Annotated in this window: 18 protein-coding genes; 9 read left to right on the top strand and 9 right to left on the bottom strand. The window is 70.4% G+C overall.

Going from position 1 to position 22,457, the window contains the following annotated elements; all coding sequences use genetic code 11:
* Nucleotides 1-282: 282 nt before the first annotated feature.
* The 3 genes from ACH34R_RS28285 to ACH34R_RS28275 are packed head-to-tail and all read right to left on the bottom strand — an operon-like array spanning nt 283 to nt 1,619.
* Nucleotides 283-579 (bottom strand): MTH1187 family thiamine-binding protein, encoded by a 297-nt coding sequence (locus ACH34R_RS28285; protein WP_397564562.1) that lies wholly within the window; start codon nt 577-579, stop codon nt 283-285.
* Nucleotides 576-923, bottom strand: a complete 348-nt coding sequence (locus ACH34R_RS28280) for a hypothetical protein (RefSeq protein ID WP_111166412.1) — start codon at nt 921-923, stop codon at nt 576-578. The genes ACH34R_RS28285 and ACH34R_RS28280 overlap by 4 nt, the downstream gene beginning before the upstream one ends.
* 18 nt (nt 924-941) lie before the next feature.
* Complete coding sequence (locus tag ACH34R_RS28275; protein ID WP_111166411.1) at nt 942-1,619, bottom strand: uracil-DNA glycosylase; 678 nt, start codon at nt 1,617-1,619, stop codon at nt 942-944.
* 1,379 nt (nt 1,620-2,998) lie between these two features.
* Between ACH34R_RS28275 and ACH34R_RS28270 the strand changes: the two genes are divergently transcribed.
* On the top strand, nt 2,999-3,334 hold the full coding sequence (locus ACH34R_RS28270) for a transposase family protein (protein WP_397564619.1): 336 nt from the start codon (nt 2,999-3,001) through the stop codon (nt 3,332-3,334).
* A 377-nt stretch (nt 3,335-3,711) separates the two neighbouring features.
* Here ACH34R_RS28270 and ACH34R_RS28265 read toward each other — a convergent pair whose 3' ends face one another.
* The 4 genes from ACH34R_RS28265 to ACH34R_RS28250 all read right to left on the bottom strand — a co-directional run bounded on the left by ACH34R_RS28265 (nt 3,712) and on the right by ACH34R_RS28250 (nt 8,725).
* Complete coding sequence (locus ACH34R_RS28265; RefSeq protein ID WP_397564561.1) at nt 3,712-4,602, bottom strand: carbohydrate ABC transporter permease; 891 nt, start codon at nt 4,600-4,602, stop codon at nt 3,712-3,714.
* On the bottom strand, nt 4,599-6,029 hold the full coding sequence (locus ACH34R_RS28260; RefSeq protein WP_397564560.1) for a carbohydrate ABC transporter permease: 1,431 nt from the start codon (nt 6,027-6,029) through the stop codon (nt 4,599-4,601). The genes ACH34R_RS28265 and ACH34R_RS28260 overlap by 4 nt, the downstream gene beginning before the upstream one ends.
* 12 nt (nt 6,030-6,041) lie before the next feature.
* Nucleotides 6,042-7,373 (bottom strand): ABC transporter substrate-binding protein, encoded by a 1,332-nt coding sequence (locus tag ACH34R_RS28255; RefSeq protein ID WP_397564559.1) that lies wholly within the window; start codon nt 7,371-7,373, stop codon nt 6,042-6,044.
* Between the two features lie 80 nt (nt 7,374-7,453).
* Nucleotides 7,454-8,725, bottom strand: coding sequence for an ABC transporter substrate-binding protein (locus ACH34R_RS28250; RefSeq protein WP_397564558.1), 1,272 nt, complete (start codon nt 8,723-8,725; stop codon nt 7,454-7,456).
* Nucleotides 8,726-8,855: 130 nt separating this feature from the next.
* On the opposite strand from ACH34R_RS28250, the gene ACH34R_RS28245 reads away from it, so the two are divergent.
* Genes ACH34R_RS28245 through ACH34R_RS28235 form a run of 3 tightly spaced genes read left to right on the top strand, consistent with a single transcriptional unit; the run spans nt 8,856 to nt 12,468 of the window.
* Nucleotides 8,856-9,362, top strand: coding sequence for a PadR family transcriptional regulator (locus ACH34R_RS28245; RefSeq protein ID WP_397564557.1), 507 nt, complete (start codon nt 8,856-8,858; stop codon nt 9,360-9,362).
* Entirely contained in the window at nt 9,359-10,138 is a 780-nt protein-coding gene (locus tag ACH34R_RS28240) for an ABC transporter ATP-binding protein (RefSeq protein WP_397564556.1), read from the top strand. The genes ACH34R_RS28245 and ACH34R_RS28240 overlap by 4 nt, the downstream gene beginning before the upstream one ends.
* Before the next feature lie 5 nt (nt 10,139-10,143).
* Entirely contained in the window at nt 10,144-12,468 is a 2,325-nt protein-coding gene (locus ACH34R_RS28235; RefSeq protein ID WP_397564555.1) for an FtsX-like permease family protein, read from the top strand.
* Nucleotides 12,469-12,474: 6 nt separating this feature from the next.
* Here the strand turns inward: ACH34R_RS28235 and treS are convergent, their stop codons facing one another.
* Together treS and ACH34R_RS28225 are read right to left on the bottom strand one after the other, a co-directional pair.
* Entirely contained in the window at nt 12,475-14,160 is a 1,686-nt protein-coding gene (gene treS, locus ACH34R_RS28230) for a maltose alpha-D-glucosyltransferase (protein ID WP_397564554.1), read from the bottom strand.
* A gap of 284 nt (nt 14,161-14,444) precedes the next feature.
* The gene (locus ACH34R_RS28225) at nt 14,445-16,112 is read right to left on the bottom strand and encodes an asparagine synthetase B family protein (RefSeq protein WP_397564553.1); all 1,668 of its coding nucleotides are present in this window, start codon (nt 16,110-16,112) and stop codon (nt 14,445-14,447) included.
* A 99-nt stretch (nt 16,113-16,211) separates the two neighbouring features.
* On the opposite strand from ACH34R_RS28225, the gene ACH34R_RS28220 reads away from it, so the two are divergent.
* The 5 genes from ACH34R_RS28220 to ACH34R_RS28200 all read left to right on the top strand — a co-directional run bounded on the left by ACH34R_RS28220 (nt 16,212) and on the right by ACH34R_RS28200 (nt 22,375).
* Nucleotides 16,212-18,089, top strand: coding sequence for a hypothetical protein (locus ACH34R_RS28220; RefSeq protein WP_397564552.1), 1,878 nt, complete (start codon nt 16,212-16,214; stop codon nt 18,087-18,089).
* Nucleotides 18,090-18,112: 23 nt separating this feature from the next.
* Nucleotides 18,113-18,757: an anticodon-binding protein gene (locus tag ACH34R_RS28215; RefSeq protein ID WP_397564551.1), complete on the top strand. Its 645-nt coding sequence runs from the start codon at nt 18,113-18,115 to the stop codon at nt 18,755-18,757.
* 33 nt (nt 18,758-18,790) lie between these two features.
* Nucleotides 18,791-19,564, top strand: a complete 774-nt coding sequence (locus ACH34R_RS28210) for a neutral zinc metallopeptidase (RefSeq protein WP_397564550.1) — start codon at nt 18,791-18,793, stop codon at nt 19,562-19,564.
* Nucleotides 19,565-19,685: 121 nt separating this feature from the next.
* Complete coding sequence (gene lysA, locus ACH34R_RS28205) at nt 19,686-21,083, top strand: diaminopimelate decarboxylase (protein ID WP_397564549.1); 1,398 nt, start codon at nt 19,686-19,688, stop codon at nt 21,081-21,083.
* On the top strand, nt 21,080-22,375 hold the full coding sequence (locus ACH34R_RS28200) for a homoserine dehydrogenase (protein WP_397564548.1): 1,296 nt from the start codon (nt 21,080-21,082) through the stop codon (nt 22,373-22,375). Before lysA ends, ACH34R_RS28200 begins: the two co-directional genes overlap by 4 nt.
* Nucleotides 22,376-22,457: the final 82 nt, after the last annotated feature.

The raw sequence follows: 22,457 nt of genomic DNA, 5'->3' as shown, positions 1-22,457 counted from the left end.
ACGCACACATAGTGGACCTTGTAGTTGGTCATCGCGTACGCGCACATGGCACAAGCATAATCGGCCCGGCCATGGTATCGATCATGGCCGCGACCGCTCTGCACGAAACCCGCCACATCGCCCAGTCGGGCTGCTGCCGCAGGTCCGGGATCGGGCCTCGCCCGCTCAGGCGAGGTGAGACTCGATCCCGCAGGACCATTCCTTACCGGAGAGGCTTCCAGGCGTCATGGCGATGGCACCAGGGTCGCGGGCCTCCAGGAGAGCGAAAGCGGGGCACCACGGCTAGGAAGGAGGGAGATGACGCTCCAGGGATTCGAGTTTGGAGGTCATGGCGTCGTCCACGCTGGGGCGGACGTCGGCCTTGAGTACGAGGCTCACCCGGGGGGCCACCTCGGCGACGGCTTCCACGGCGCGCTTGACGACGTCCATGACCTCGTCCCACTCGCCTTCGAGTGTGGTGAACATGGCGTCGGTTCGGTTGGGGAGGCCGCTGTCGCGGACGACCTTGACGGCCCTGGCCACCGGCTCGGCGACGCCTTCGCCGACGCCGAGCGGGGTGACGGAGAAGGCGACGATCATTGGTCTTCCTCCTCCTCTTCGTCCTCGTCGAGGTCTTCGGCGAGCGTCACGCTGAGCACCGCATCGCGTGGCTCCACCTCGTCGATGTGCTCGATGAGGGCGCGCACATGGTCGGGCTGGATGAGCCACTGCAGCGCACTCGCCCCGCTCTCGTCGCCGGTGACCGCGGCCGACTGCTCCTGGCGCTGCGACTCGTCGAACCCATGGTCCGGATCGCGCAGCTCGGCCAGAGCGGCGGCCTGTAGTGCGTCGACATCGAGCACCTCCACCGTCAGCTCCAGAGTGATCCGCAGGTGGCGCTCGCCGTCCGGTTCCGCTTCAACGCGGGAAAGGTCCCCGTTCATAACGGAAACCCTATGCGCCTACGGCAGTTTCCACTCGACCGGTGCGGCGCCCTGCTGCTCAAGCAACTCGTTGGCCCGGCTGAACGGGCGGGAACCGAAGAACCCGCTGCGCGCCGAAAGCGGGCTGGGGTGCGCGGACTCGATGGCGGGCACCTGGCCGAGCATCGGACGCAGATTGCGCGCGTCGCGGCCCCACAGGATGGCGACCATCGGCTTGGCGCGGGCGACCAGCGCGTGGATGGCCTGCTCGGTGACCTGCTCCCAGCCCTTGCCACGGTGGGAGGCGGGCTTACCGGGCATCACCGTCAGCACCCTGTTGAGCAGCAGCACGCCCTGCTCGGTCCAGGGCGTCAGGTCGCCGTTGGACGGCGCGGGGTGGCCGAGGTCGGCCATGTACTCCTTGTAGATGTTGACCAGGCTGCCCGGCAGCGGGCGCACGTCGGCGGCCACGGAGAAGCTGAGGCCGATGGGGTGGCCGGGCGTCGGGTACGGGTCCTGTCCGACGATCAGGACCTTGACCTCGTCGAACGGCTGCTGGAAGGCGCGCAGCACATGGGCTCCGGCAGGCAGGTAGGACCGCCCGTCGGCGATCTCCTGGCGCAGAAAGTCTCCCATCGTGGAGATCGCATCCGCGACCGGCTCAAGGGCTTGCGCCCACCCTGCTTCGACGACTTCGTGCAACGGACGTGCGGCCATGTCCGCAAACTCTAGTGCCACGGAAGCCCGCTCGCGGCGGCTATCCAAAAAACGATCAAACCCGCCAGAGGACTCCCCATCAGCCCTCTTCTCAGTCGGCCCGGCGGCGGCCAACAGGCGATGCCACCTCGCCATTCCGGGGCCCCGCCAATGCCATCCCACCCTTCACCCCGTGGGGGTTTGTCCTCCTTTGGGGGGTGGTGGGTTCGTGTAGGCCCAGGCGTTCACCCTAGGGTCTGGCCGTAAGCTCCACCGTGCCCGGTCAGTCGGCCCGGCGGCGGCGAGCAGGTGATGTCGCCTCGCCGTTCCGGGGCCCGGGCAATGCGATCCTGCCCTCACTTGTTGGGGGTTTTGTCCTCCTTTGGAGGGGGTGGTGGTGGGTCCGTGTAGGCCCAGGCGTTCACCCTAGGGTCTGGCCGCAAGTTCCACCGTGCCCGGACACCGCCCACGGAGGCATCGCGCAACGGGAGTGGGTCCTTGTCCGGGCGTGGTATAGGGGGCGTTTTACGGCGGGGAAGTCCTGCCGGGTGGTGTAAGCGGGAATGCTCAAATTGGAGGTTGTGCAGGTGGGATAGGGGATATGTCGGCTGGGGGGAGGTTCCCCCTCTCGGTGGGATGCGGTCTGGTGGGGAGGGGCTGGTGGTGGTGATGCTCCAGGCTGTTGCCTTGGCGGGTGGTGTGATCGGGAATGCTCAAATTGGAGGTTGTGCAGGTGGGATAGGGGATATGTCGGCTGGGGGAGGTTCCTTCCTCGGCGGGATGCGGTCTGGTGGGGAGGGGTGGGTGGTGGTGATGCTCAAGGCCGCTGTCCTGCTGAGTGGTGTGATGGGGAGCGTGAAAATCGGAGGGCGGGAGCCCATTTCGCCGTGATCTGGCAGGTCGCGGGCCCGTTGCGGGGGGATCAAGATCAACCATCGCCGCCAGGGTGGGATGTGCTGTGCTGTCGTGGTCATCCAAGACGTTGATTCATCTCGCCGGGATACTCGGCCGGCACCGGCGGGCGTTGAAGTCCACCGCGCGCCCCCTCGCGCCCGGTCGACAGGCCATGGTCGTGTTGGTCCACCTGTGCAAAGGGGAGCCCTCGCCGAGATCGCCGCGGGGTTCGAGGCCGGCACGGCGACCGTCTGGCGCACCGTACAGGAGGCCGTCACCCTGCTCGGGCCCGCCTGGATTGAACCTCTTTCAACCGGTCGCTTGGACCAGGTCACAGGCCGCTCCAGCGGCCTCGGACCGAATCCGGCACCTCGGCAGGACACCTGGTCAACCGGGTGGGGTAGCTCGCTTGCCGTCTCTGACCAGGGAACTTGAGGTTGGAAAAGGTTCATTGTGCCATCCGCGCGGCCGAACGAGCCGGATAGACCGCCTGCCCGCCGACCGTCCTGGACGGTACTCCGCTGTGTACCTCGGGGTCGCTGCCCGGTTCGGTACACGATCTGAGGGTCGCCCGCATCTGGGACATCATCCGTCGTGTGCAGGCCGGGGAACTGATCACGCTCGTGGACATGGCGTACGTCGGCGCAGGTGAGGGAGTACTTGTGCCGCACAAGAAGAGGCGCAACAAGCGGCAGTCGCGTGCCATGCTCCAAGGTCTCGGCGAACGTGCCAATGCGGTGTTGAAAGCCTGGCGGGTCCTGCGCAAGCTCCGCTGCTGCCTGCTCCACGCGGGTCAACTCGTCAAAGCCATCCTCGTTCCACAACTCCACGAAGCCCGCTGAAATGGGTTTCGCGAAGGATGGCCACGCCGGCTGCGGGAGAGTTCGACCACTCTACTGGTTTTATCTGGTCCAGTTAGTGAAGGACAGGGGGGATTGATGGGTGAATTCGCGTTGTTGTGGGGTGGTCTCATTCACCCCGTGCTCATTGGATGCCTGGTCTGCATTGCTCTGTTGGGCTCGCAGATCGTCTGGGGCGCGCTGGTCTGCCGGGCTGCGCTTATATGGGGGAAATTGTGGTGGTTATCTGTGTGGGTTGAATTCACATGTTCGGGATGGGCGTTGTGTTAAGGGGTGTGGGGGCGTGGGGTGGTCGCGTTGGCCGGTGACTCCTTAAGGGCCCGGTATCGCGGGGTTAGGGCGATACCGGGCGGGAGGGGTTACTTTACGGAGCCGGCCATCATTCCCTGGACGAAGTAGCGCTGGAAGGCGAAGAACAGCACCAGGGGGATGATCAGGGATAGGAAGGCGCCTGGGGCGAGGATGTCGACGTTGGTGCCGAACTGGCGCATTTGCGATTGGAGGGCCTTGGTCATCGGCTGGTTTTCGGTGTCGGCGAAGACCAGGGCCACCAGTAGGTCGTTCCAGACCCAGAGGAACTGGAAGATGCCCAGGGAGGCGACCGCCGGGGCGGCCAGGGGGAACACCACCGTGGCGAAGATCTTCCATTCGCCGGCGCCGTCCATCCGGGCCGCCTCCAGCAGTTCTCTGGGGATGCCGACGAAGAAGTTGCGCAGCAGGAAGACGGCGAACGGCAGGCCGAACGCCACGTGGAAGAGCACCACCCCGAGGATCGACCCCGCGATGTTCAGCGTGCCGTACAGCCGGGCGATCGGGATCAGCGCGATCTGGATCGGCACGATGAGCAGCGCGATCACCACCAGGAACAGCAGGTCGCGCCCCGGGAACTCGATCCAGGCGAAGGCGTAGGCCGCCATCGCGGCGATGCCGATCACCAGTACGGTGGCCGGGACCGTGATCAGGACGGTGTTCCAGAAGGAGGAGGTGAACCCGGTGGCCAGCAGGTTCTGGTAGTTCTCCAGGGTCAGCTCGGCCGGGCGGGTGAAGGCCGTCCACCATCCCGAAGAGTTGTTGAACGTCTCGCCGCGGATCGAGACGACCAGCAGTCCCAGGGTCGGGATCAGCCAGAACAGCGCGATCACGATGAGGAAGACCTGAAGGAGCCCGCCTCCGGCGCGGTCCACGATGCGGCCGAGCACGCCGCGGCGCGGCGCGCCCGCGAGGCCGGAATCGAGTGGCGCGGTGGTCATCGGCCCTCCCTCCTGAACCGCCGGATATTGATGATCATGAATGGCAGCACCAGCACCAGCAGGAAGATCGCCAGCGCCGAGCCCAGGCCCTGGTTGTCGCCGCCGCCGAAGGAGACGCGCCACATCTCCAGGGCGATCACGTTGGCCTGCGGCTGCACCGACCCGGGCGCGATCACGAAGACCAGGTCGAACACCTTGAGGGTGTTGATGATCATCGTGACGAAGACCACCACGAGTACCGGCGACAGCAGCGGCACGGTGATCTGGCGGAACACCTGCCATTCCGTGGCGCCGTCGATCCGGGCGGCCTCCAGCGCGTCGCGCGGGATGGCCGCCAGCCCGGCGGCGATCAGCACCATCGCGAAGCCCGCCCACACCCAGATGAACGCCCCGATGATGGCCGGTGTGATCAGGGCCGGGCCGAGCCAGCTCACCCCGTTGAAGGCCGCCGCGAAGTTCTCCTGCGGCAGCCGCAGGGTGTACTGGCCCGCGGGCAGTCCGGCGAAGGCGAAGGTCCCGTCGGACCCGGTGGTGGTGGTGCCGCGCACCGCGCCGTTCTGCAGCGCCTCGACGGTGATGCCCGGCATGCCCTTCTCGCTCGCGTCGATCTGGCCGGTCTTCCCGCCGCCGCCCGGCGTGAAGTCCAGCCAGACCGTGCCGCTCAGCCCGCCGCCCGCGGCCGGGGCCTTGGCGGGCGCGGCGTCGGCGGGGACGGCGTTCGGCCGCAGGCCCACCAGCGGCACCAGCGCGGGACCGCCCGCTCCGACCGGCTGCCGGGTCACCACGGCTCCGTTCTGTACGGCGTGCGCCCCGTCGTTCGGCCGCGGCCGGGCCCCGGGATATCCGGCGCTGGACGAGAACGCGTCCCGCACGGTGGTGATCACCGCGTTGGCCACGCCCTTGTCCGGGTCCTGCTCGTAGACCAGCCGGAAGATGACGCCCGAGGCCAGCAGCGACACCGCCATCGGCATGAACACGATCAGCTTGAACGCCGTCGCCCAGCGGATCCGCTCGGTCAGCACCGCGAAGATCAGCCCGAGCGTGGTGACCAGGATGGGGGCGACCACCACCCAGATCAGGTTGTTCCTGATCGTGGTCAGCATGGACTGGTCGGTGAAGATGTCGGTGTAGTTGCCCAGGCCGACGAAGGTGTTCCCGGCGCGGTCGAACAGGCTGCGATAGATCGAGTAGATGATCGGGTAGACGACCATCGCGCCGAGCAGGATCAGGGTGGGGAGCAGGAAGAAGATCGCCACGCGCGGTGACGGTCCGAGGTTCCCGCTCCGTCCGCCCCACGTGGGCTTCGCGGCGGCGGAGCCGCCGCCTCCGCTCGTCGCGGAGGGGTGCTGCGCAGGCTCGGCGGGAGCCTCGCGGGCGGCCGTCGTGCCGCTCCGCGAGTCCCGCGGGCCGTCCGACCGTTCGGTCACGGCCTTCTCCTCTTACTTCCAGGCCTTGGCGGCCTCGTCTTCGAGCTTCTGCTGGATGCCCTTGATGTCGGAGGGGTCGCGCAGGAAGTCCTGGAGCAGCTTCCACTCGCCCTTGCCGTCGGTGCCGCCGAAGGCGCTCGGCGCGAGGTCGGACATGTCATACCGGACCGACTCCCCGGCGTCGATGATGGTCTGGGCGAGCGTCTTGGTCAGCTCGCTGGGGTAGTTGGCCGGTGAGACGTTCCGGTTGGGGGAGAGGTAGCCGGGCAGCTTGGCCCACACCGAACCGCCTTCGGCCGAGGCCAGGTAGGCGAGCAGTTCCATCGCCCCCTTGGACTCCTTCAGCGCCACCGCGATGTCACCGCCGAGCACCACCGGCTCGGTCTCGCCCGCCTTGGGGAAGGGGAAGAACTTCGCGGTCTCCCCGACCTTGGCGCCCGACTCCGCCGCCGACGCGGCCACGAAGTCGGCCTCGATCACCATCGCGGCCTTCTTCTGGCCGTAGACCTGGGTCACGCAGGTCGGGAAGTCGGTCTGCAGCGCGCCGGAGGTGCCGCCGAGCACGTACTCCTTCTTGCCGGTGATCTCGGCGATCTTCTGGAGGGCGGCGGTGACGGTGGCGTCGGTCCACTTGATCTCGTGCTTGGAGAGCTTGTCGTAGTTGTCCGGTCCGGCCGTGGAGAGGTAGACGTTCTCGAAGAGGTCGGTGAGGGTCCAGCCGGAGGCACCGCACAGGGAGAACGGTGCCACGCCGGAGTCGGCCACGGTCTGCGCGGCGGTGACCAGCCCGGCCCAGTCGGTGGGCGGCTGGACGCCTGCGTCCTCGAAGGAGGTGGAGTTGTACCAGATCAGCGACTTGTGCGCGGCCTTGACCAGCACCCCGTACACCTTGCCGTCGGCCGAGCCCAATTCCTTCCAGTACGGCGTGTAGTTCTTGTCGATCTCGGCCAGCACCTCGGGCGACAGCGGCTTGAGGGCGTCCTGGTCCGCGTACTGCTGGACAAGGCCGGGCTGCGGGAGGATCGCGATGTCCGGAGGGTTGCCGCCCTGGACGCGCGGGCCGAGGTAGGCCCCGGTGTCCTCCCCGGTCGAGGCGTAGGTGACCTTCGCGCCGGTCTTGGCCTGGAACGCCTTGAGCACCTGCTCGAAGTTGCGCTGCTCCTCGCCGGTCCACTTGGCCGCGACCTCGATGCTCACGCCGTCGAGGGGCTTGGGCCCCGCCGGGGCGCTGCTCGTCGCCGCGCCTCCGGTCTGCCCGCTCTGGGGTGTGCCGCCACCGCCGCCGCACGCGGCCGCCGCGAGCGCCAGCCCTGCCAACGCTGCCAGGGCCTTGGCAGTACGCATGTTACCTCCTGTGTTCGATGTGCTTCTCAAAGTGACTATGGGTATGACGGCTCGGCATGGACGGGGGTTCGCCCCGGCGGTCATCCGGTCTGGATGATCTCGGCGAGCTCGGTTCTCATGGAGGCGGCGATGTCGCCGCCGTCCCCCTCTGAAGGCGCGGCGAGGGCCCGGGACACCGCGTTGGCGATGGTCAGGCTCACCTGGTCGTAGTCGGGCGTGGTGGGCCGGAGTCGTGCGGTTCGGATCGCCTTCTTCAGCACCGGCAGGTAGGGGAAATCGTGGATCAGGTCGGGATCGTCGTACAGCTCTTCCCAGACGGGCGGAAAGGAACCCTCGGTCAGCACCAGGCGCTGGGTGTCCAGCCGGGTGAGGTACTTGATCAGCTCCAGCGCGGGCCCCTGCCGGGCGGAGTAGGCGCTGATCGCCAGGTTGTGGCCGCCCAGTGAGCTGACGCCGGGGCCGTCGCGGCCGGGCAGGCCGGTCACCGCGAACCGCCCGTTGATCTCGGAGGCGGCGGCCGAGCCGTACGCGTGCGGCCAGTTGCGGGCGAACAGCAGCCTGCCCTCCTGGAAGGCCACCCGCGACTCCTCCTCCTTGTAGCTCAGCGCCTCCCGGGGGATCCAGCCCTCGCGAAGCCCCTGGCGCAGGAAGTCGATGCCCTGGCCGGCCCGCTCGACGTCCATCGTGACGCGCGCGCCGTCGGGGCTGAGGATGTCCCTGCCCCCGGCGGACTGCAGCGCCTCGGCGAAGTTGACGGTCAGGCCCTCATAGGCCAGGAACTGCCCCGCGTACCCGCCGATGTCGTGGCGGGCGGTCAGAGTCTTGGCCTGGTCGCGCAGCTCCGCCCAGGTCTTGGGCGGGGCCAGGCCCTCCTTCTTGAGGATGTCCTTGCGGTAGTAGAGCAGGCCGGCGTTGCTGGAGTAGGGCACCGCCCAGAGTTTCTGCTTGTAGCGGGCGGTCTGCACCACGGGCGGCAGGAACCGGTCGAGCGGGAACTGCGTCTCGTCCAGCGGGATGATCCACCCCGCTTCGGCGAACTCCGCCGTCAGCACGACGTCGAGCGCGAGCACGTCGTAGGCGTCGCTCTTGGCCTGGAGGTTGGCCACCAACTGGGCCCGCTGTTCGTCGGCGGCCTCAGGGAGAGTGAGCAGTCTGGCCTGTTTGGCCGGGTTTCGCTCGTTCCACCGGGCGAGCAGCGTCTTGAGGTAGTCGCTGCCCTCGCGGCCGACGACCAGGGTGATCTTCTCGTCCCGGGGGGCGGCCGCCGTGGGCCCGCCGCCGTCGCCGAGCCCCGCACAGCCCGCGGGCAGCACGGCTGCCAGGGCGAGCAGGGCGACGATCCGGCGCTGCACGTTGTCCTCCCGGTCTCCAGGTGGCTACATGCGTGTTAGGTAGATGCATGCATGTTATGCACAGCGGTAATGTGGGCGTCAACCGGTATTCCCGTAACGCTCATGTCACTCGGTCCTTAGGAGGTGGGGCGTGCGGTCGCCGCTGCTGGCGCTTCTGGCGAAAGAGCCTGCCCACGGGTACGAGCTGAAACAGGCGCTCGAACAGATCTTCGGCACGGCATATCCATCTCCCAACATCGGCCAGATATACGTGACGCTGGGGCGACTGGAGAAGGACGGCCTGGTGCGCTCGGTGGGCGTGGAGCAGTCCAACCGGCCCAACAAGAAGGTCTACTACATCACCGCGGCGGGCCGGGAGGCGCTTTCAGCCTGGGTGGACGGGCCGGCCGAGGGCCCGCGGGTGCGCGATGAGTTCTTCATGAAGCTGGTGCTCGCCCCGCTCACCGGGATCGCCGACCGGATGGCGCTGATCAACCGGCAGCGCCGGCACTGCCTGCGGCAGATGCGCGAGTACAACGAGCTGGCCGCGCGCACCGATCCGGCCAACCGGGTGGCCCATCTGCTCATCGAAGGGTTCATGCTGCACCTGCAGGCCGACCTCAACTGGCTGGAACGCTGCCAGGAGGAGCTTCCGTGAGACGGGCCGAGAGCAAGCCGCTGGAGGTGGTGCGCCCGGAGCCGGTGATCAGGACGGTCAACCTCACCAAGATCTACCCCAACGGCGGCGTGTCCGTCGCCGCCCTGCGCGGGATCGACCTGGAGATCCACCCCGGCGAGTTCGTCGTGATCATGGGCCCGTCCGGGTCGGGCAAGTCGACGCTCGCGCACCTGCTGGGCGGCCTGGACTCGGCGACCAGCGGAGAGGTCTGGCTGGACGGGCGCAGGCTGGACACCATGTCGGAGAGCGCCAGGGCGGTCCTGCGGCGTACGAAGATCGGCTTCGTCTTCCAGTTCTTCAACCTGATCGCCAACATGACGGTCGCCGACAACGTGGAGCTGCCCTCGCTGCTGGCCGGCGCGAGCGCGCGGGAGGCCCGCGAGCGGCGGGAGGAGCTGCTTGAGGCCCTGGGGCTGGCCGAGCGGGCGGACGCCGCCCCGAGCCGGTTGTCCGGCGGCGAGCAGCAGCGGGTCGCGCTGGCCAGGGCGCTGGCCAACCGGCCGAGCGTACTGCTGGCCGACGAGCCGACCGGCAACCTGGACAGCCGCAACGCCCAGCAGGTGCTCGGCCTGCTGAACAAGGTCCACAAGACCGGCCAGACCATCGTCATGGTCACCCACGAGGCCCGCCTGGCCGGCCTGGCCGACCGGATGATCTACCTGTTCGACGGGCAGGTCGCCGACGACGCGCCGATCGAGCCGCCCGGCCGCAGGACGGCGGGCGGTCCCGGCGGCCTGGCCGATTTCGGAGGCTAGGCGTCGTGCGAACGTCCCCGCGCACGATGGGCGCGCACCGGGCGCCGATCCGGTGGATCGCCGCCGACCTGCGGGCGCGGTGGGGCCACGCGCTGGTCACCGTGCTGACGGTGGGCGGCATCGTGACGGCGCTCGTCGCCGCGGCCACCCTGCTGGAGGGCGGCACCAACCCCTGGCGCGGGCTGTTCGACGAGACCAACGGCGCCCATGTGTGGATTCACGTACAGAACGGGCAGGGCGGTCAGGTCACCGCCCCCACGGGCATCCCCGAGCGGACCGGCGTGGCCGGGCCGTACCGCAGCGCGCCGGTCACGCTCACCCACGACGGGCGCAACGCCCCGCTCGCGCTGCGGGCGCTGGGGCCCGAGCCGCCGAGGATCGCGCGCCCGGTGGTGCGCGAGGGCCGCTGGCTGAGCGCGGACGACGCCGACGGGGTCGTGCTGGAGCGGTCCTTCGCCGCGGCGGAGAACCTCCGGCCGGGCGGTTCGTTCACGGTCACCGCGCTGTCCGGCCAGCGGCACGAACTCGTCGTGGTCGGCATCGCCGAGACCGCCGAGCAGGGGTTCTACCCCACCTCGACCCCCGGCCTGGCCTGGACCCTGCCGCGCACCCTCGACCAGGTCGAGCCGGTCATCGGCCGCAGCCAGTCGGTCATCGGGCTGCGCCTGGCCGATCCGGGACGCGACAACACCGTCCAGGTGGCGGGCGACTCGGCCGCGCAGTTCGACGGGCGGGTCCTGCGGGTCTCGACCTGGCTGGACGTACGCAATGCGATGATGCTCGACAACCGCCTGTTCGGTCTGCTGCTCGGGCTGTTCGGCGGGTGCGGGCTGCTGGCCGGCGGCCTGGCGATCGCGCACGCGGTGGGCAGCCGGGTGCTGACCCAGTCCCGCGACTTCGCCACGCTGAAGTCGCTCGGCATGACCCGGGCCCAGGTCACCTCGATGCTGATCGTCGAGCACGCCGCGCTCGGCCTGATCGGCGTGGCCGCCGGCCTGCCCGCCGGGCTCGCGGCCGGCCGGTTCGTCACCGCGCTGTCGCTGCACAGCGGCGCCGGGATCGGGCTGTCGCCGATGCTCACGCTGCTGATCGCGGCGGGCACCGCCGCCGTGGTGATCCTCGCCGCGGCGCTGCCGGCCTGGCGCGCCGGGCGCACGCCGCCGACGCCCGCCGTACTGGTCGCCCCGCCGCGCGGCCGGCTGTCCAAGCTGGCCAGGCTCGCCCTCCTGGTACGCCTGCCGCCCGCCCTGGTGCTCGGCGCCCGCGACGCGTTCACCCGCAGGCTGCCCGCCGTCCTCACCGTCTTCGGGGTGATGATCCCGATGATGGTGATCACGATCGGGCTGGGCTGCCTGTCCACGCTCGACAACATCCTGCGCCACCCCGAGCAGGTCGGTCAGGCCGCCGCCCTGGAGGTCAGGCCGGGACGGCTGCCCGCCACCCGTGCCACGGCCCTGATCACGGCCGATCCCGCGGTCAAGGCGATCTACCCCGGCGCCGACATGGACGCCGTGGTCCAGGGGCAGCCGAGGACCGTGCTGGCCCGGGCGATGGGGGAGTCCGCCCGGCCGTACCCGTTCAAGGTCGTGGAGGGGCGGCCGTACGCCGCCAGGGGCGAGGCCGTGGCCGGGCAGGGCCTGCTGGACCGGCTGGACAAGAAGATCGGCCAGCGGGTCCGCGTGCTGGTCGGCGGGACCCCGCTCATCGTGCGCATCGTGGGCCGGGTGGTGGAACTGGAACACGACGGCGAGGTGCTGTCCTTCGGGATCGACAGCCTGCCCGCCAAGGACGCCACGCCGCCGGAGTTCTACAGCGTGGTGCTGAAGCCCGGCGAGCCGGCCGAGGAGACCGCCCAGCGGCTGCGCGAGGCGTCCGGCGACGCGCTGGAGGTGCGCCTGGTGGTCAACCCGGCGCGGCGGTTCACCGAACTCCGCTGGATGATCCTGATCCCGGTCATGCTGCTGGTGCTGATCGGGCTGAGCAACCTCTACACCGCCAGCGTGGTGGCCGAGCGCGACCACGGCCCCGACCTCGCGGTGCTCAAGGCGATGGGGCTGACGCCCCGCCAGGTGGTCGCCACGATGATCACCGGTACCGGCCTGCTGGTGCTGATCGGCGTGGTCGCCGGGACGGTGGCGGGGGCCTCGCTGGTCGCCCGGCTGATCGACGTGCAGGGCCACACCAGCGGGGTGGGCGCGGGCCTCGGGCATCCGCCGTCGGTGCTCACGCTGGTGACCGCCGCGGTGGCGGCGCTGGCCCTGGCCCTGCTGTTCCGGCTGTTCCTGGCGCGACGGGCGGCCCTGGCGCAGGTGCCCGTCGCCACCAGGTGAGCGGCGTTAGCGGATGGCGAACCAGTAGAAGCCGTGGCCCGGCAGGGTCAGCAGGTAGGGCATCTCGCCGATGACCGGGAAGGGCACCTCGCCCCGGCACTCGACGGGCGTCGAACCGGCGAAGCGGCGCAGGTCCAGTTCGACCGGCTGGGGGTACTTCGACAGGTTGTTGACGCACATCATCCGGTCGTCGCCGTCCTCGCGGATGAAGGTCAGCACGGCCGGGTTGGAGGACCACAGCTCGCTGTAGACGCCGGTGCCGAACACCGGATGCTGCCGCCTGATCTCCAGCATCCTCCTGGTGAAGTGCAGCAGCGAGGCCGGGTTCTTCTGCTGGGCCTCGACGTTGACGGCCTGGAACCCGTAGATCGGGTCCATCACCGCCGGCAGGTAGAGCTGCCCGGGGTCGGCGGCGGAGAAGCCCGCGTTGCGGTCCGGGTTCCACTGCATCGGCGTGCGGACGGCGTCGCGGTCGTCGAGCCAGATGTTGTCGCCCATGCCGATCTCGTCGCCGTAGTACATGACCGGCGAACCTGGCAGGGACAGCAGCAGTGCGGTGAACAGCTCGATCTGGTCTCTGTCGTTGTCCAGCAGCGGCGCGAGGCGGCGGCGGATGCCGAGGTAGGCCCGCATCCGCGGGTCCTTGGCGTACTCCGCGTGCATGTAGTCGCGCTCTTCCTCGGTGACGGTCTCCAGGGTGAGCTCGTCATGGTTGCGGAGGAAGATGCCCCACTGCGCCTTTTCTGGGATCTTGGGGGTGCGCGACATGATCTCGGAGATCGGCTCGCGGCTGCCCCGCCGTACCGCCATGAAGATCCGCGGCATCAGCGGGAAGTGGAAGGCCATGTGGCATTCGTCACCGCCGGTGGTGGGGTCGCCGAAGTACTCGACGACGTCTTCGGGCCAGCCGTTGGCCTCGGCGAGCAGCACCCGGTCGGGGTAGAGGCGGTCGACCTCGGCACGGACCTTCTTCAGGTAGGCGTGAGTCTCCGGCAGGCCGCTGCACAGCGTGCCCTCCCGCTCGAACAGGTACGGCACGGCGTCCAGCCGGAACCCGTCGATGCCGAGGTCGAGCCAGAAGCGCAGGACCTCCAGCATGGCCTCCTGGACCGCCGGGTTGTCATAGTTGAGGTCGGGCTGGTGGTGGAAGAACCGGTGCCAGTAGTACTGCTTGCGCACGGGGTCGTAGGTCCAGTTGGACTCCTCCGCGCCGACGAAGATGATCGGGGCGTCGGGGAAGCCCTCCGGATGGTCGGACCACACGTAGAAGTCGCCGAACGGCCCCTCCGGGTCGTGCCTGGACGCCTGGAACCACGGGTGCCGGTCGCTGGTGTGGTTCATCACCAGGTCGGTGATGATGCGGATGCCGCGCCGGTGGGCCTCCTCGACCAGGGCCACGAAGTCCCCTAGATCCCCGAAATCCGAAAGAATCTTCATGTAGTCGGCGATGTCATAACCGCCGTCCCGCAACGGGGACTCATATAGCGGCAGCAGCCACAGGCAGTCGACGCCCAGCCACTCCAGATAGTCCAGCCGGTCGATCAGCCCGCGAAGGTCGCCGGTGCCGTCGGCGTTGGAGTCCTTGTATCCGCGAACGAGGACTTCGTAGAAGACCGCGCGCTTGTACCACTGCGGATCGGCCGAGACGAAGTCCTCGGAAACCGGTTCCGGGCAGGGGGATGCATCAATCATTCTCGCTCACAATGCAGGAAAGGCGAAGCCGGCCCACCGGTCGCCCGGCTGTGGTTGTGGGTGAGCGCGCGCCGCCTGGAGCCCTAGTCATCCCCATGCGCTCCCGGGCCGAATCGTAGATTCGGTCTGTCCATCAGCGCGCTTTCCAGGCCACACATTAGCAGCGGCCCGCCCCTGCTGAAGCGGGATATCAAGGGTGCGCCGGGGAATCTTCGGCGACTCCGTGCGCAAGGCCCGTAATTACGCCGTTACCTTGAGTTGGTACGACCGAAACGGCGAGGTCATCACGCCCACGGCGGCGTGAGATCCCGTAGTTTTCCCTCGTTGTCGATGATCCAGGACCCGAACAGCACGAGACCGCGCACCCAGAACCGGTCGTTCCACCCGTTGAACCTGGCCAGCGCGTCCGGCCCCTGGCCGATCATGTCGTGCAGCTCCGGCGAGAGCAGCCCGGGCACCCGCGCGGCCAGGGAGGTCAGCATCCGGTGCCCGTGGGCGCGGGCGGGCGCGGCGGCCGAGCGCAGCGGCACGCGGGTGAGCGGCTGCTTGACCACGTTGGTGGACGGCAGCGCCGCCACCCTGGGGTTGGCCTCGTGCAGCAGTTCGCGGTAGAAGCGCCCCTTGTCCTTGCGGGCCACCCCGACCGACAGCGCGGCGTCGAAGAAGGCCGGGTGGATGAACGGCGCGGCGAACGACGCCTCCGGGCCCACCAGGTTGACCGGCGAGCGGGCGATGCCCCTGACCGTGCGCGTGTGCAGCACCGAGAGCGGAAGTTCGGCCCGGTGGCCGTGCAGCATGGACGTGGATCGGGTGAACGACTCGCGGACGGTCTGCTCGATCCACTCGCCCGCCGGCTCGGACAGGAAGGGCATCGAGGGCGCGCCCAGGGCGAGCGACCTGAGCACCGCGGCCTGGCGGTCCGCGGCTGTGCCCGCGTGCATCGCCTCGCCGCTGACCATGAAGTTCTTCAGCAGGGGGCCGCCGGCCAGGCCGTCCACCAGGGTGCGCCCGGAGCGGTGGACCTCCTTGGCGAAGGGGGCGTACCAGGCGTGGTGCGGGGTGAGGTACTCCAGCCTGCGGGCCACCTCCAGCGCGTCGGCGGGGTAGCGGGCGGGGTCCTGCTCGACCACGCGGTGCCGTACGCCGAGTTCGCGGGTGATCGCGCGGGCGAAGGCGATGTCGGTGTCGGTGCCGTCGTCCGGGCTCGTCGTCCAGGACTCCACGTCCGCGCCCCTGGCCACCGCCACCGAGCACAGCAGCCGGGAGTCGTAGCCGCCGCTGACCGGCACGAGCAGCGGCCGGTCCTCGAACTCCTTGTAGACCTCGTGCAGGATCGACAGCAGTTCGCCCGCGCCGCGCCACGCCTCGTAGGGCTCCTCGCGCACCCAGCGGGGCAGCCGCCGATCGACGCTCACCCGCCGCGCGGCACGGTCGTAGACCAGCGCGCTCGCGCCGGAGAGCCGCTTGACCGCGTCGTACGGCGTGCCGTCGCCCAGCGGGAAGGTGACCCGCAGGATGGACGCCCAGGCGTCCCAGTCCATCTCGCGCCGCTCGCCCGCCAGCGCGAGCAGCGGTTCGAGCAGCGAGGAGAAGTAGACCGCCCCGGGGGTGCGCACGTAGTAGACGTCCACCAGCCCGAGCCCGCCGGCGTGCAGCGTCACCTGGTGTCCGTCGTCGATGAGCCCGGGGGTCTCATAGGTCTCGGCGATCGACATCCAGCGGTCGGCGACCAGCGGCCTGCGCTCCCCCCAGGCGAACGCGTATCCGTGCCCGTCGCGGTGGTAGGGGGCCAGCGGCCCGCTGCTGAACAGCGCCGCGCCGTCGGTCTGCAGGGCCGCGCGCGTCTTGGGCCCGGCGGCGCACAGGTCCGCCAGGAGCGCCGGGTCCACGCCGCCGATCGCACCGCACACGTACGGCCGGACGTTGAACGCAGGCCAGTCCCCCTCACGCACGGACTCATCCCTTCCCGGTCTTGAATCGCATTCGGTTCGCCACTGTCGCGATTAGCCGAAAGAGTATCCTTTTGCACCGCTCAGTGATCGGAGGACGACGTGGCTGGCGAGCGACTGGACGGCACCCGGCGGGCACTGCGAGACGCCATGGCGCAGGCGGAACGGGCCGCCGAGCTGGCGCGGCTCCTGGACGCCGCACAGGCCAAGCTCGCCGAGGCCGAACGCGCCACACAGGAGTTGCGCGAGGTCAACACGCGGTTGCGCGAGGTCGAGCGGGAACTCGCCGACGCGCGGGCGAGCGAGGACAAACTGCGCCGCGAACTCTCCGAGCAGCGCTACCAGACCGAGGTCGCCCGCTGGAAGCTGTCGTCCATGCAGGTCGCCCGCTGGTCCAGGCTCGGCGACGCGATCAAGTCCGGCAAGCGCAACCCGGTCCGGCTGGCCCGCGGCCTGCGCCGCGCCGCCAAGCCCGTCAAGCGCCCCGCCGCCCCCAAGCGCGGACCGGCCCCCGCCGTCCCCCAGACGGCCGAAGAGAAGCCGGGAGCCGCATTCCAGGCTAAGGAGTCCAGCCGGACCATCGAGGGCGCCTCCTTCAAGCTCAAGCCCTTCCGGGTGCCCACCGGGCCGAACACCCGCCCGCACCTGACAGCGGCGGTGATCGCCGATCCGCACGCCGAGGCGCTGCTGCGCTACGAGTGGCGCCAGACGGTCGGCTTCACCCCGCGCGACTTCGCCCGGGTGCTCGCCCAGGAGGTGCCGCACCTGCTGGTGGTCGAATCGGTCACCGGCGGACCGTGGGCGGGGGAGGTCCGTGAGCCGGGCGAGGACCTGCGGGCCCTGCTCGCCTGGTGCTCGGAGCGCGGCGTCCGCACGGTCTTCTGGCACACCGGCGGCGACGTGGCCGAGTTCCGGGAGGCGGCGTCGCTGTTCGAGTACGTCTTCACGGCGCTGCCCGAGGCGCTGCCCGCGTGGCGGTCTGCCCACCCCCGCGCGGGCGTGCTGCGGTACGCGATCCAGCCCCGGGTGCACAACCCGCTGCCGCTGGCAGGGGGACGCTTCGACCGCGTGCTCACGCTGGCCGAGCTGCTGCCCGAGCACCTGACCTACCCCGACCTGCTCACCTCCTACCGCTGGCCCAAGGGCGTGTCGGTCCCGCCGGGGACCGAGCCCTGGCGGCTGGCCGAGATCGCCGCCTGCGCCACCCCGATCGGCAGCCTGCCCGACGACCGGCGCGCCCACGCGGCGATGCGCCAGGCGTACGCCGAGGGCACGATGACCGAGCGGGTGGACGACTTCCTGGAGGCCATCGGCCTGCCCGCCGCCCGCGCCACCCTGCACGTCTCGGTGATCGTGCCGCCGACCGGCGACCTTGAGCGCGCGCTCGCCCAGCTCGCGGGGCAGGCCGGGGTCCGCCAGGCGGTACTTCTCGCGCCCGACGGCGACGTGGCCGCCAAGCGGGCGGGAGAGCTGCTGCCCGGTTCCGTGGACGTGGTGGCCAGGACCGCCGACCCCCGGCTGAGCGCCGGCGGCGCGCTGAACCGGGCGCTGGACCTGTGCGAGGGCGACCTGGTCGCGGTGATGGACCCGCGCGACCTGTACGGCGAGCACTACCTGAGCGATCTGAGCCGGGCCTTCCTCTACACCACGGCCGACGTGGTGGGGAAGGCGTCCTACTACGCCTACCTGGAGGACGCCGGGGCGGCGCTGCTGCGCCAGCCCGGCGCGGAGCACGCCTACCTGCCGGAGATCACCGGGGGGACGCTGCTGGCCCGCCGCACCGTGCTGCGCGGGCTGGGCATCGCCGACGTGGCGGAGGGCTGGGACGAGGTGCTGATGCGCCAGTGCCGCGCCGACAACATCCGGGTGTTCTCCTCGGACAGGTTCGGATACGTCCGGGTCCGCCGCGAGGACCCCTCGCTGCTGGCGTCGGCCCGGCTGGTGGAGTACGGCCCGGCGATCCCGCACGCGATGGCCTGAACACGCCGACTATCGTTTTCAGGGTGAGGATCGCCCTGCTGGCGCGGCTGCTCGGAGGTACGCCGAGGCCCTCGGGAAGCTGGGAGCGCGAGGCGGTCTACCTGGCCCCGGCCCCTGACCCGCTCGCGGCCGAGCGGTTGCGCGAAGTGCCCGGGATCGCCGGCGTACGGCCCGGCCCGGGCCGGCTCCTGGAGATCGTGGTGACGACGCCGGGCGAGATCGTCACCGAGTTCCGGCCGGGGGCGCTGGGGCTGAACGCCTTCCAGGCCCGATGGCCGGATTTCCCGCGGACGTGGGACAACCCCGGCTTCGTCGTCCGTTACGCGCACGCGCGGGCGGTGGCCTCCGGACACTGGGCGCGCGACCTCGGCGTGCCGCTCGGCGGCTTCCGCCCCGAGACCTTGTGCGGGGCGCTGGACCGGGCCGTGCTGCGGGTGCTGGCCGAGCTGCCCAGCAGGCGTGAACGCGCCGAGCCCGGCTGGGCGGGCTACCTGGAACGGCTGGCCCTGGCCTACCACGACGCGCACGAGGGGGCGCCCGCCGTGCCGATGGGGGACCGGGCCGCCGAGCCCGTCCACACGGCCCGCGTACGGCTGGCCGGGGCGGTCCGCCTGATACTCGCCGAAGGGCTGGCCGCCAATGGACGAACAGCGCCCGACAGACTGTGATACACCCTCCCGAGACGGAAAAAGGGAGTGGTGGTGGACGAAAAACGCGGGGTGATCAGGCGGTCACTACCGGCCGCCGCGGTGTTCGCGCTCGTGCTCGGTGCCCTCGCATTCTTCTACCCCGACCTCAGAGACGCCCTCGGCACCGCGCCCGGCTCCCCGAGGTCCGGAGCGGCGACCCACGCCCTGTACTCCACGCCCCCGGTGCCGAGCCGCTGCGAGTTACCCGGCGACCGCGACGAGGACATCAGACGGACCCTGAACGCGCTGGCCCGCTGCCTGGACCGGATGTGGACGGCCTCCCTGCGGACCGCCGGCTACCGCTACGAGCCGCCCCGCGAGGTCAACCTGGTCGAGACCCCCGGCGACGCCTCCTGCGGCCAGGGCGACGAGGGCTGGGCCGGCATCTACTGCCCCGAGTCCCGGTCGGTCAACGTGCTGCTCGACGCGAGCTGGGCCTTCTCCGACATGTTCACCCTGGCCCACGAGTACGCCCACCACGTACAGGAGATCAGTGGGATCGCCGACCAGCGCGGTTCGGAGATCTTCGACGAGGCGTGGTCGCGGCGGCTGGAGTTACAGGCGGACTGCATGGCGGCGGCGGCCATGCGGGACGTCGATCCCGAGGCGCTGGCGATGGTGCGCGCGGCGGCGGGCTCGGCGGGGGCGGAGGACGAGGAGTGGGCGGCGCACCGCAAGACCCACGGCTCGGCGAAGAACAGCGCGGCGTGGATCGGCCGGGGCGAGCGGCTGGGCACGATCGGCGCGTGCAACACCTGGGCCGCACCGGAGGATCAGGTGTCATAGCGAGTATTGGACGTGATTTATCCGCAGGTTCCGCTGATTTGGAGGATAAATTGCAGAGCATGTGTCTCGGAGAGTGGACAGGCGTGCCGATGGGATCAGCCGGTCCGATAGCCTCGATCGGGTGAGTCCCTTCGTCCACCCCGCAGGCGACCGGCATGCCGGGGCCCCGCCGTACGACCGCCCCGCCCACATGCCCGGCGACCCGGGTGAGCTGACGCGCGGGAGCCTCGACCCGGCCATCTGGCCCCGCACCGCGGGGCGCGCCGACGGCGTGGTCACCGTCGGCGGCATCGACGTCCGCGACCTCGCCGCCCAGTACGGCACGCCGCTCTACGTGCTCGACGAAGACGACGTGCGCTCCCGCTGCCGCGAGTTCGCCGCCGCGTTCGGCGACAGCGACGTCCACTACGCGGGCAAGGCGTTCCTGTGCAGGGAGCTCGCCCGCTGGATCGATCAGGAGGGCCTGGGCCTCGACGTCTGCACCGGCGGCGAGCTGGCCGTCACGCTCAGCGTGGGCTTCCCGCCCGAGCGCATCACCCTGCACGGCAACAACAAGACCGCCGCCGAGCTGGAGCGGGCGATCGAGGCCGGGGTCGGCCACATCGTCCTCGACTCCTTCGAGGAGATCGCCCGGCTGGGCCACCTGGCCGAGCGGCACGAGGCGCGGCCCACCGTCCTCATCCGGGTCACCACCGGCGTGGAGGCGCACACCCACGAGTTCATCGCCACCGCCCACGACGACCAGAAGTTCGGCTTCTCGCTGAACAGCGGGTCGGCCGCCGAGGCGGTCCGCCGGGTGCTCGCGCTGCCGCAGCTCAGGCTGGCCGGCCTGCACTCCCACATCGGCTCGCAGATCCTCGACTCCGCGGGCTTCGAGGTGGCCGCCCAGCGGCTGGCCGGGCTGCTGGTGCAGATCAAGCAGGAGCACGACGTGGTGCTGCCCGAGCTCGACCTCGGCGGCGGCTACGGCATCGCCTACACCGAGACCGACGAGGCCCCGGGCGTCAAGGTCGTCGCCGACGCGCTGCGCGAGATCGTCGAGCGGGTCTGCACCGCCGCCGGGCTGCCGGTGCCCCGGCTGACCGTCGAGCCCGGCCGGGCGATCATCGGCCCCGCCGGCGTGACCCTCTACAACGTCGGCACCGTCAAGGACGTCGAGGGCCTGCGCACCTACGTCAGCGTGGACGGCGGGATGAGCGACAACATCCGCACCGCGCTGTACGGCGCCGAGTACACCTGCGTGCTGGCCTCCCGCACCAGCGAGGCCGCGCCCATGCTGTCCCGGGTCGTCGGCAAGCACTGCGAGAGCGGCGACATCGTGGTGCGCGACACCTACCTGCCCGCCGACCTCGCGCCCGGCGACCTCATCGCGGTGGCCGCCACCGGCGCCTACTGCCGCGCGCTCGCCAGTAACTACAACTACCAGCCGAGGCCCGCCGTCGTCGCGGTCAAGGACGGCGCGTCACGAGTGATCGTGCGCGGGGAGACGGAAGAGGACCTGCTGAGGGGGCAACCGTGAAACCGCTGAAAGTGGCCCTGCTGGGCTGCGGCGTCGTCGGATCGCAGGTCGTACGGCTGATGCGGGAGCAGTCCGGCGACCTCGCCGCCAGGATCGGCGCCCCGCTGGAGCTGGCCGGGGTGGCCGTGCGCCGGCTGGGCCGCAAGCGCGACGCCGACGTCGAGCAGGGGCTGCTCACCACCGACGCCGAGGCCCTGGTCTCCCGCGACGACGTCGACATCGTGGTCGAGGTGATCGGCGGCATCGAGCCCGCCAGGTCGCTCATCACGACCGCGCTGCGCGGCGGCAAGTCCGTGGTGACCGCCAACAAGGCGCTGCTCGCCGAAGACGGCTCGGCCCTGTACGCCGCGGCCAGGCAGGGCGGCGGCGACCTCTACTTCGAGGCCAGCGTGGCGGGGGCGATCCCGCTGCTGCGCCCGCTGCGCGAGTCGCTGAGCGGCGACCACGTCCACCGCGTGCTCGGCATCGTCAACGGCACCACCAACTACATCCTCGACAAGATGGACTCCACGGGCGCGTCCTTCACCGACGCGCTGGAGGAGGCCCAGGCGCTCGGCTACGCCGAGGCCGACCCCACGGCCGACGTCGAGGGCTTCGACGCCGCTGCCAAGGCCGCCATCCTGGCCGGGCTGGCCTTCCACAGCCGGGTCACCGCGGCCGACGTCCACCGCGAGGGCATCACCGAGATCAGCGCCGCCGACGTCGCCAGCGCCAAGGCCATGGGTTATGTGATCAAGCTGCTGGCCATCTGCGCCCGCGCCGACGACGGCCGCACGGTCGGGGTCCGCGTGCATCCGGCCATGATCCCGAGGTCGCACCCGCTGGCCGGGGTCCGCGACGCCTACAACGCGGTCTTCGTCGAGGCGCGCTCGGCCGGCGAGCTGATGTTCTACGGCAAGGGCGCGGGCGGCGCCCCGACCGCCTCGGCCGTGCTCGGCGACCTGGTCGCGGTCGCCCGCAACCGGCTGGCCGGAGCGCACGGCCCCGACGAGTCCACCTACGCCGACCTCGCCGTCCACCCGATGGGCGACACCGTGACCCGCTACCACATCGCCCTCGATGTCGCCGACAAGCCGGGCGTACTCGCGCGGGTGGCCGACATCTTCGCCAAGCACGACGTGTCCATCCAGACGGTCCGCCAGGAGGGCCACGGCGACGACGCGCAGCTCGTCCTGGTCTCCCACCGGGCCGCCGACGCCGCCCTGTCGGCCACCTTGGGCAGTCTTCGCGAGCTCGACATCGTCCGCGCGGTGGCGAGCGTGATGCGGGTGGAGGGCGACGAGTCGTCCTGAGCCCCGCCGGGGCGGGTGTGGCGGCATCTGGCCAGAAGCCCCGTGGGCGGCGGCCGAAGGGCACTACCCTACGGGATACGCG

Origin of the sequence: Spongiactinospora sp. 9N601 (assembly GCF_044326295.1) — a bacterium.
Classification (GTDB): domain Bacteria; phylum Actinomycetota; class Actinomycetes; order Streptosporangiales; family Streptosporangiaceae; genus Spongiactinospora; species Spongiactinospora gelatinilytica.
This window is presented reverse-complemented; position numbering and strand designations above follow the sequence as displayed.

Excerpts from the sequence above, each read along its gene's own strand:
- ACH34R_RS28285 (WP_397564562.1), bottom strand. The coding sequence starts at position 579 with ATGATCGTCGCCTTCTCCGTCACCCCGCTCGGCGTCGGCGAAGGCGTC.
- ACH34R_RS28280 (WP_111166412.1), bottom strand. The coding sequence starts at position 923 with ATGAACGGGGACCTTTCCCGCGTTGAAGCGGAACCGGACGGCGAGCGC.
- ACH34R_RS28275 (WP_111166411.1), bottom strand. The coding sequence starts at position 1,619 with ATGGCCGCACGTCCGTTGCACGAAGTCGTCGAAGCAGGGTGGGCGCAA.
- ACH34R_RS28265 (WP_397564561.1), bottom strand. The coding sequence starts at position 4,602 with ATGACCACCGCGCCACTCGATTCCGGCCTCGCGGGCGCGCCGCGCCGC.
- ACH34R_RS28255 (WP_397564559.1), bottom strand. The coding sequence starts at position 7,373 with ATGCGTACTGCCAAGGCCCTGGCAGCGTTGGCAGGGCTGGCGCTCGCG.
- treS (WP_397564554.1), bottom strand. The coding sequence starts at position 14,160 with ATGATTGATGCATCCCCCTGCCCGGAACCGGTTTCCGAGGACTTCGTC.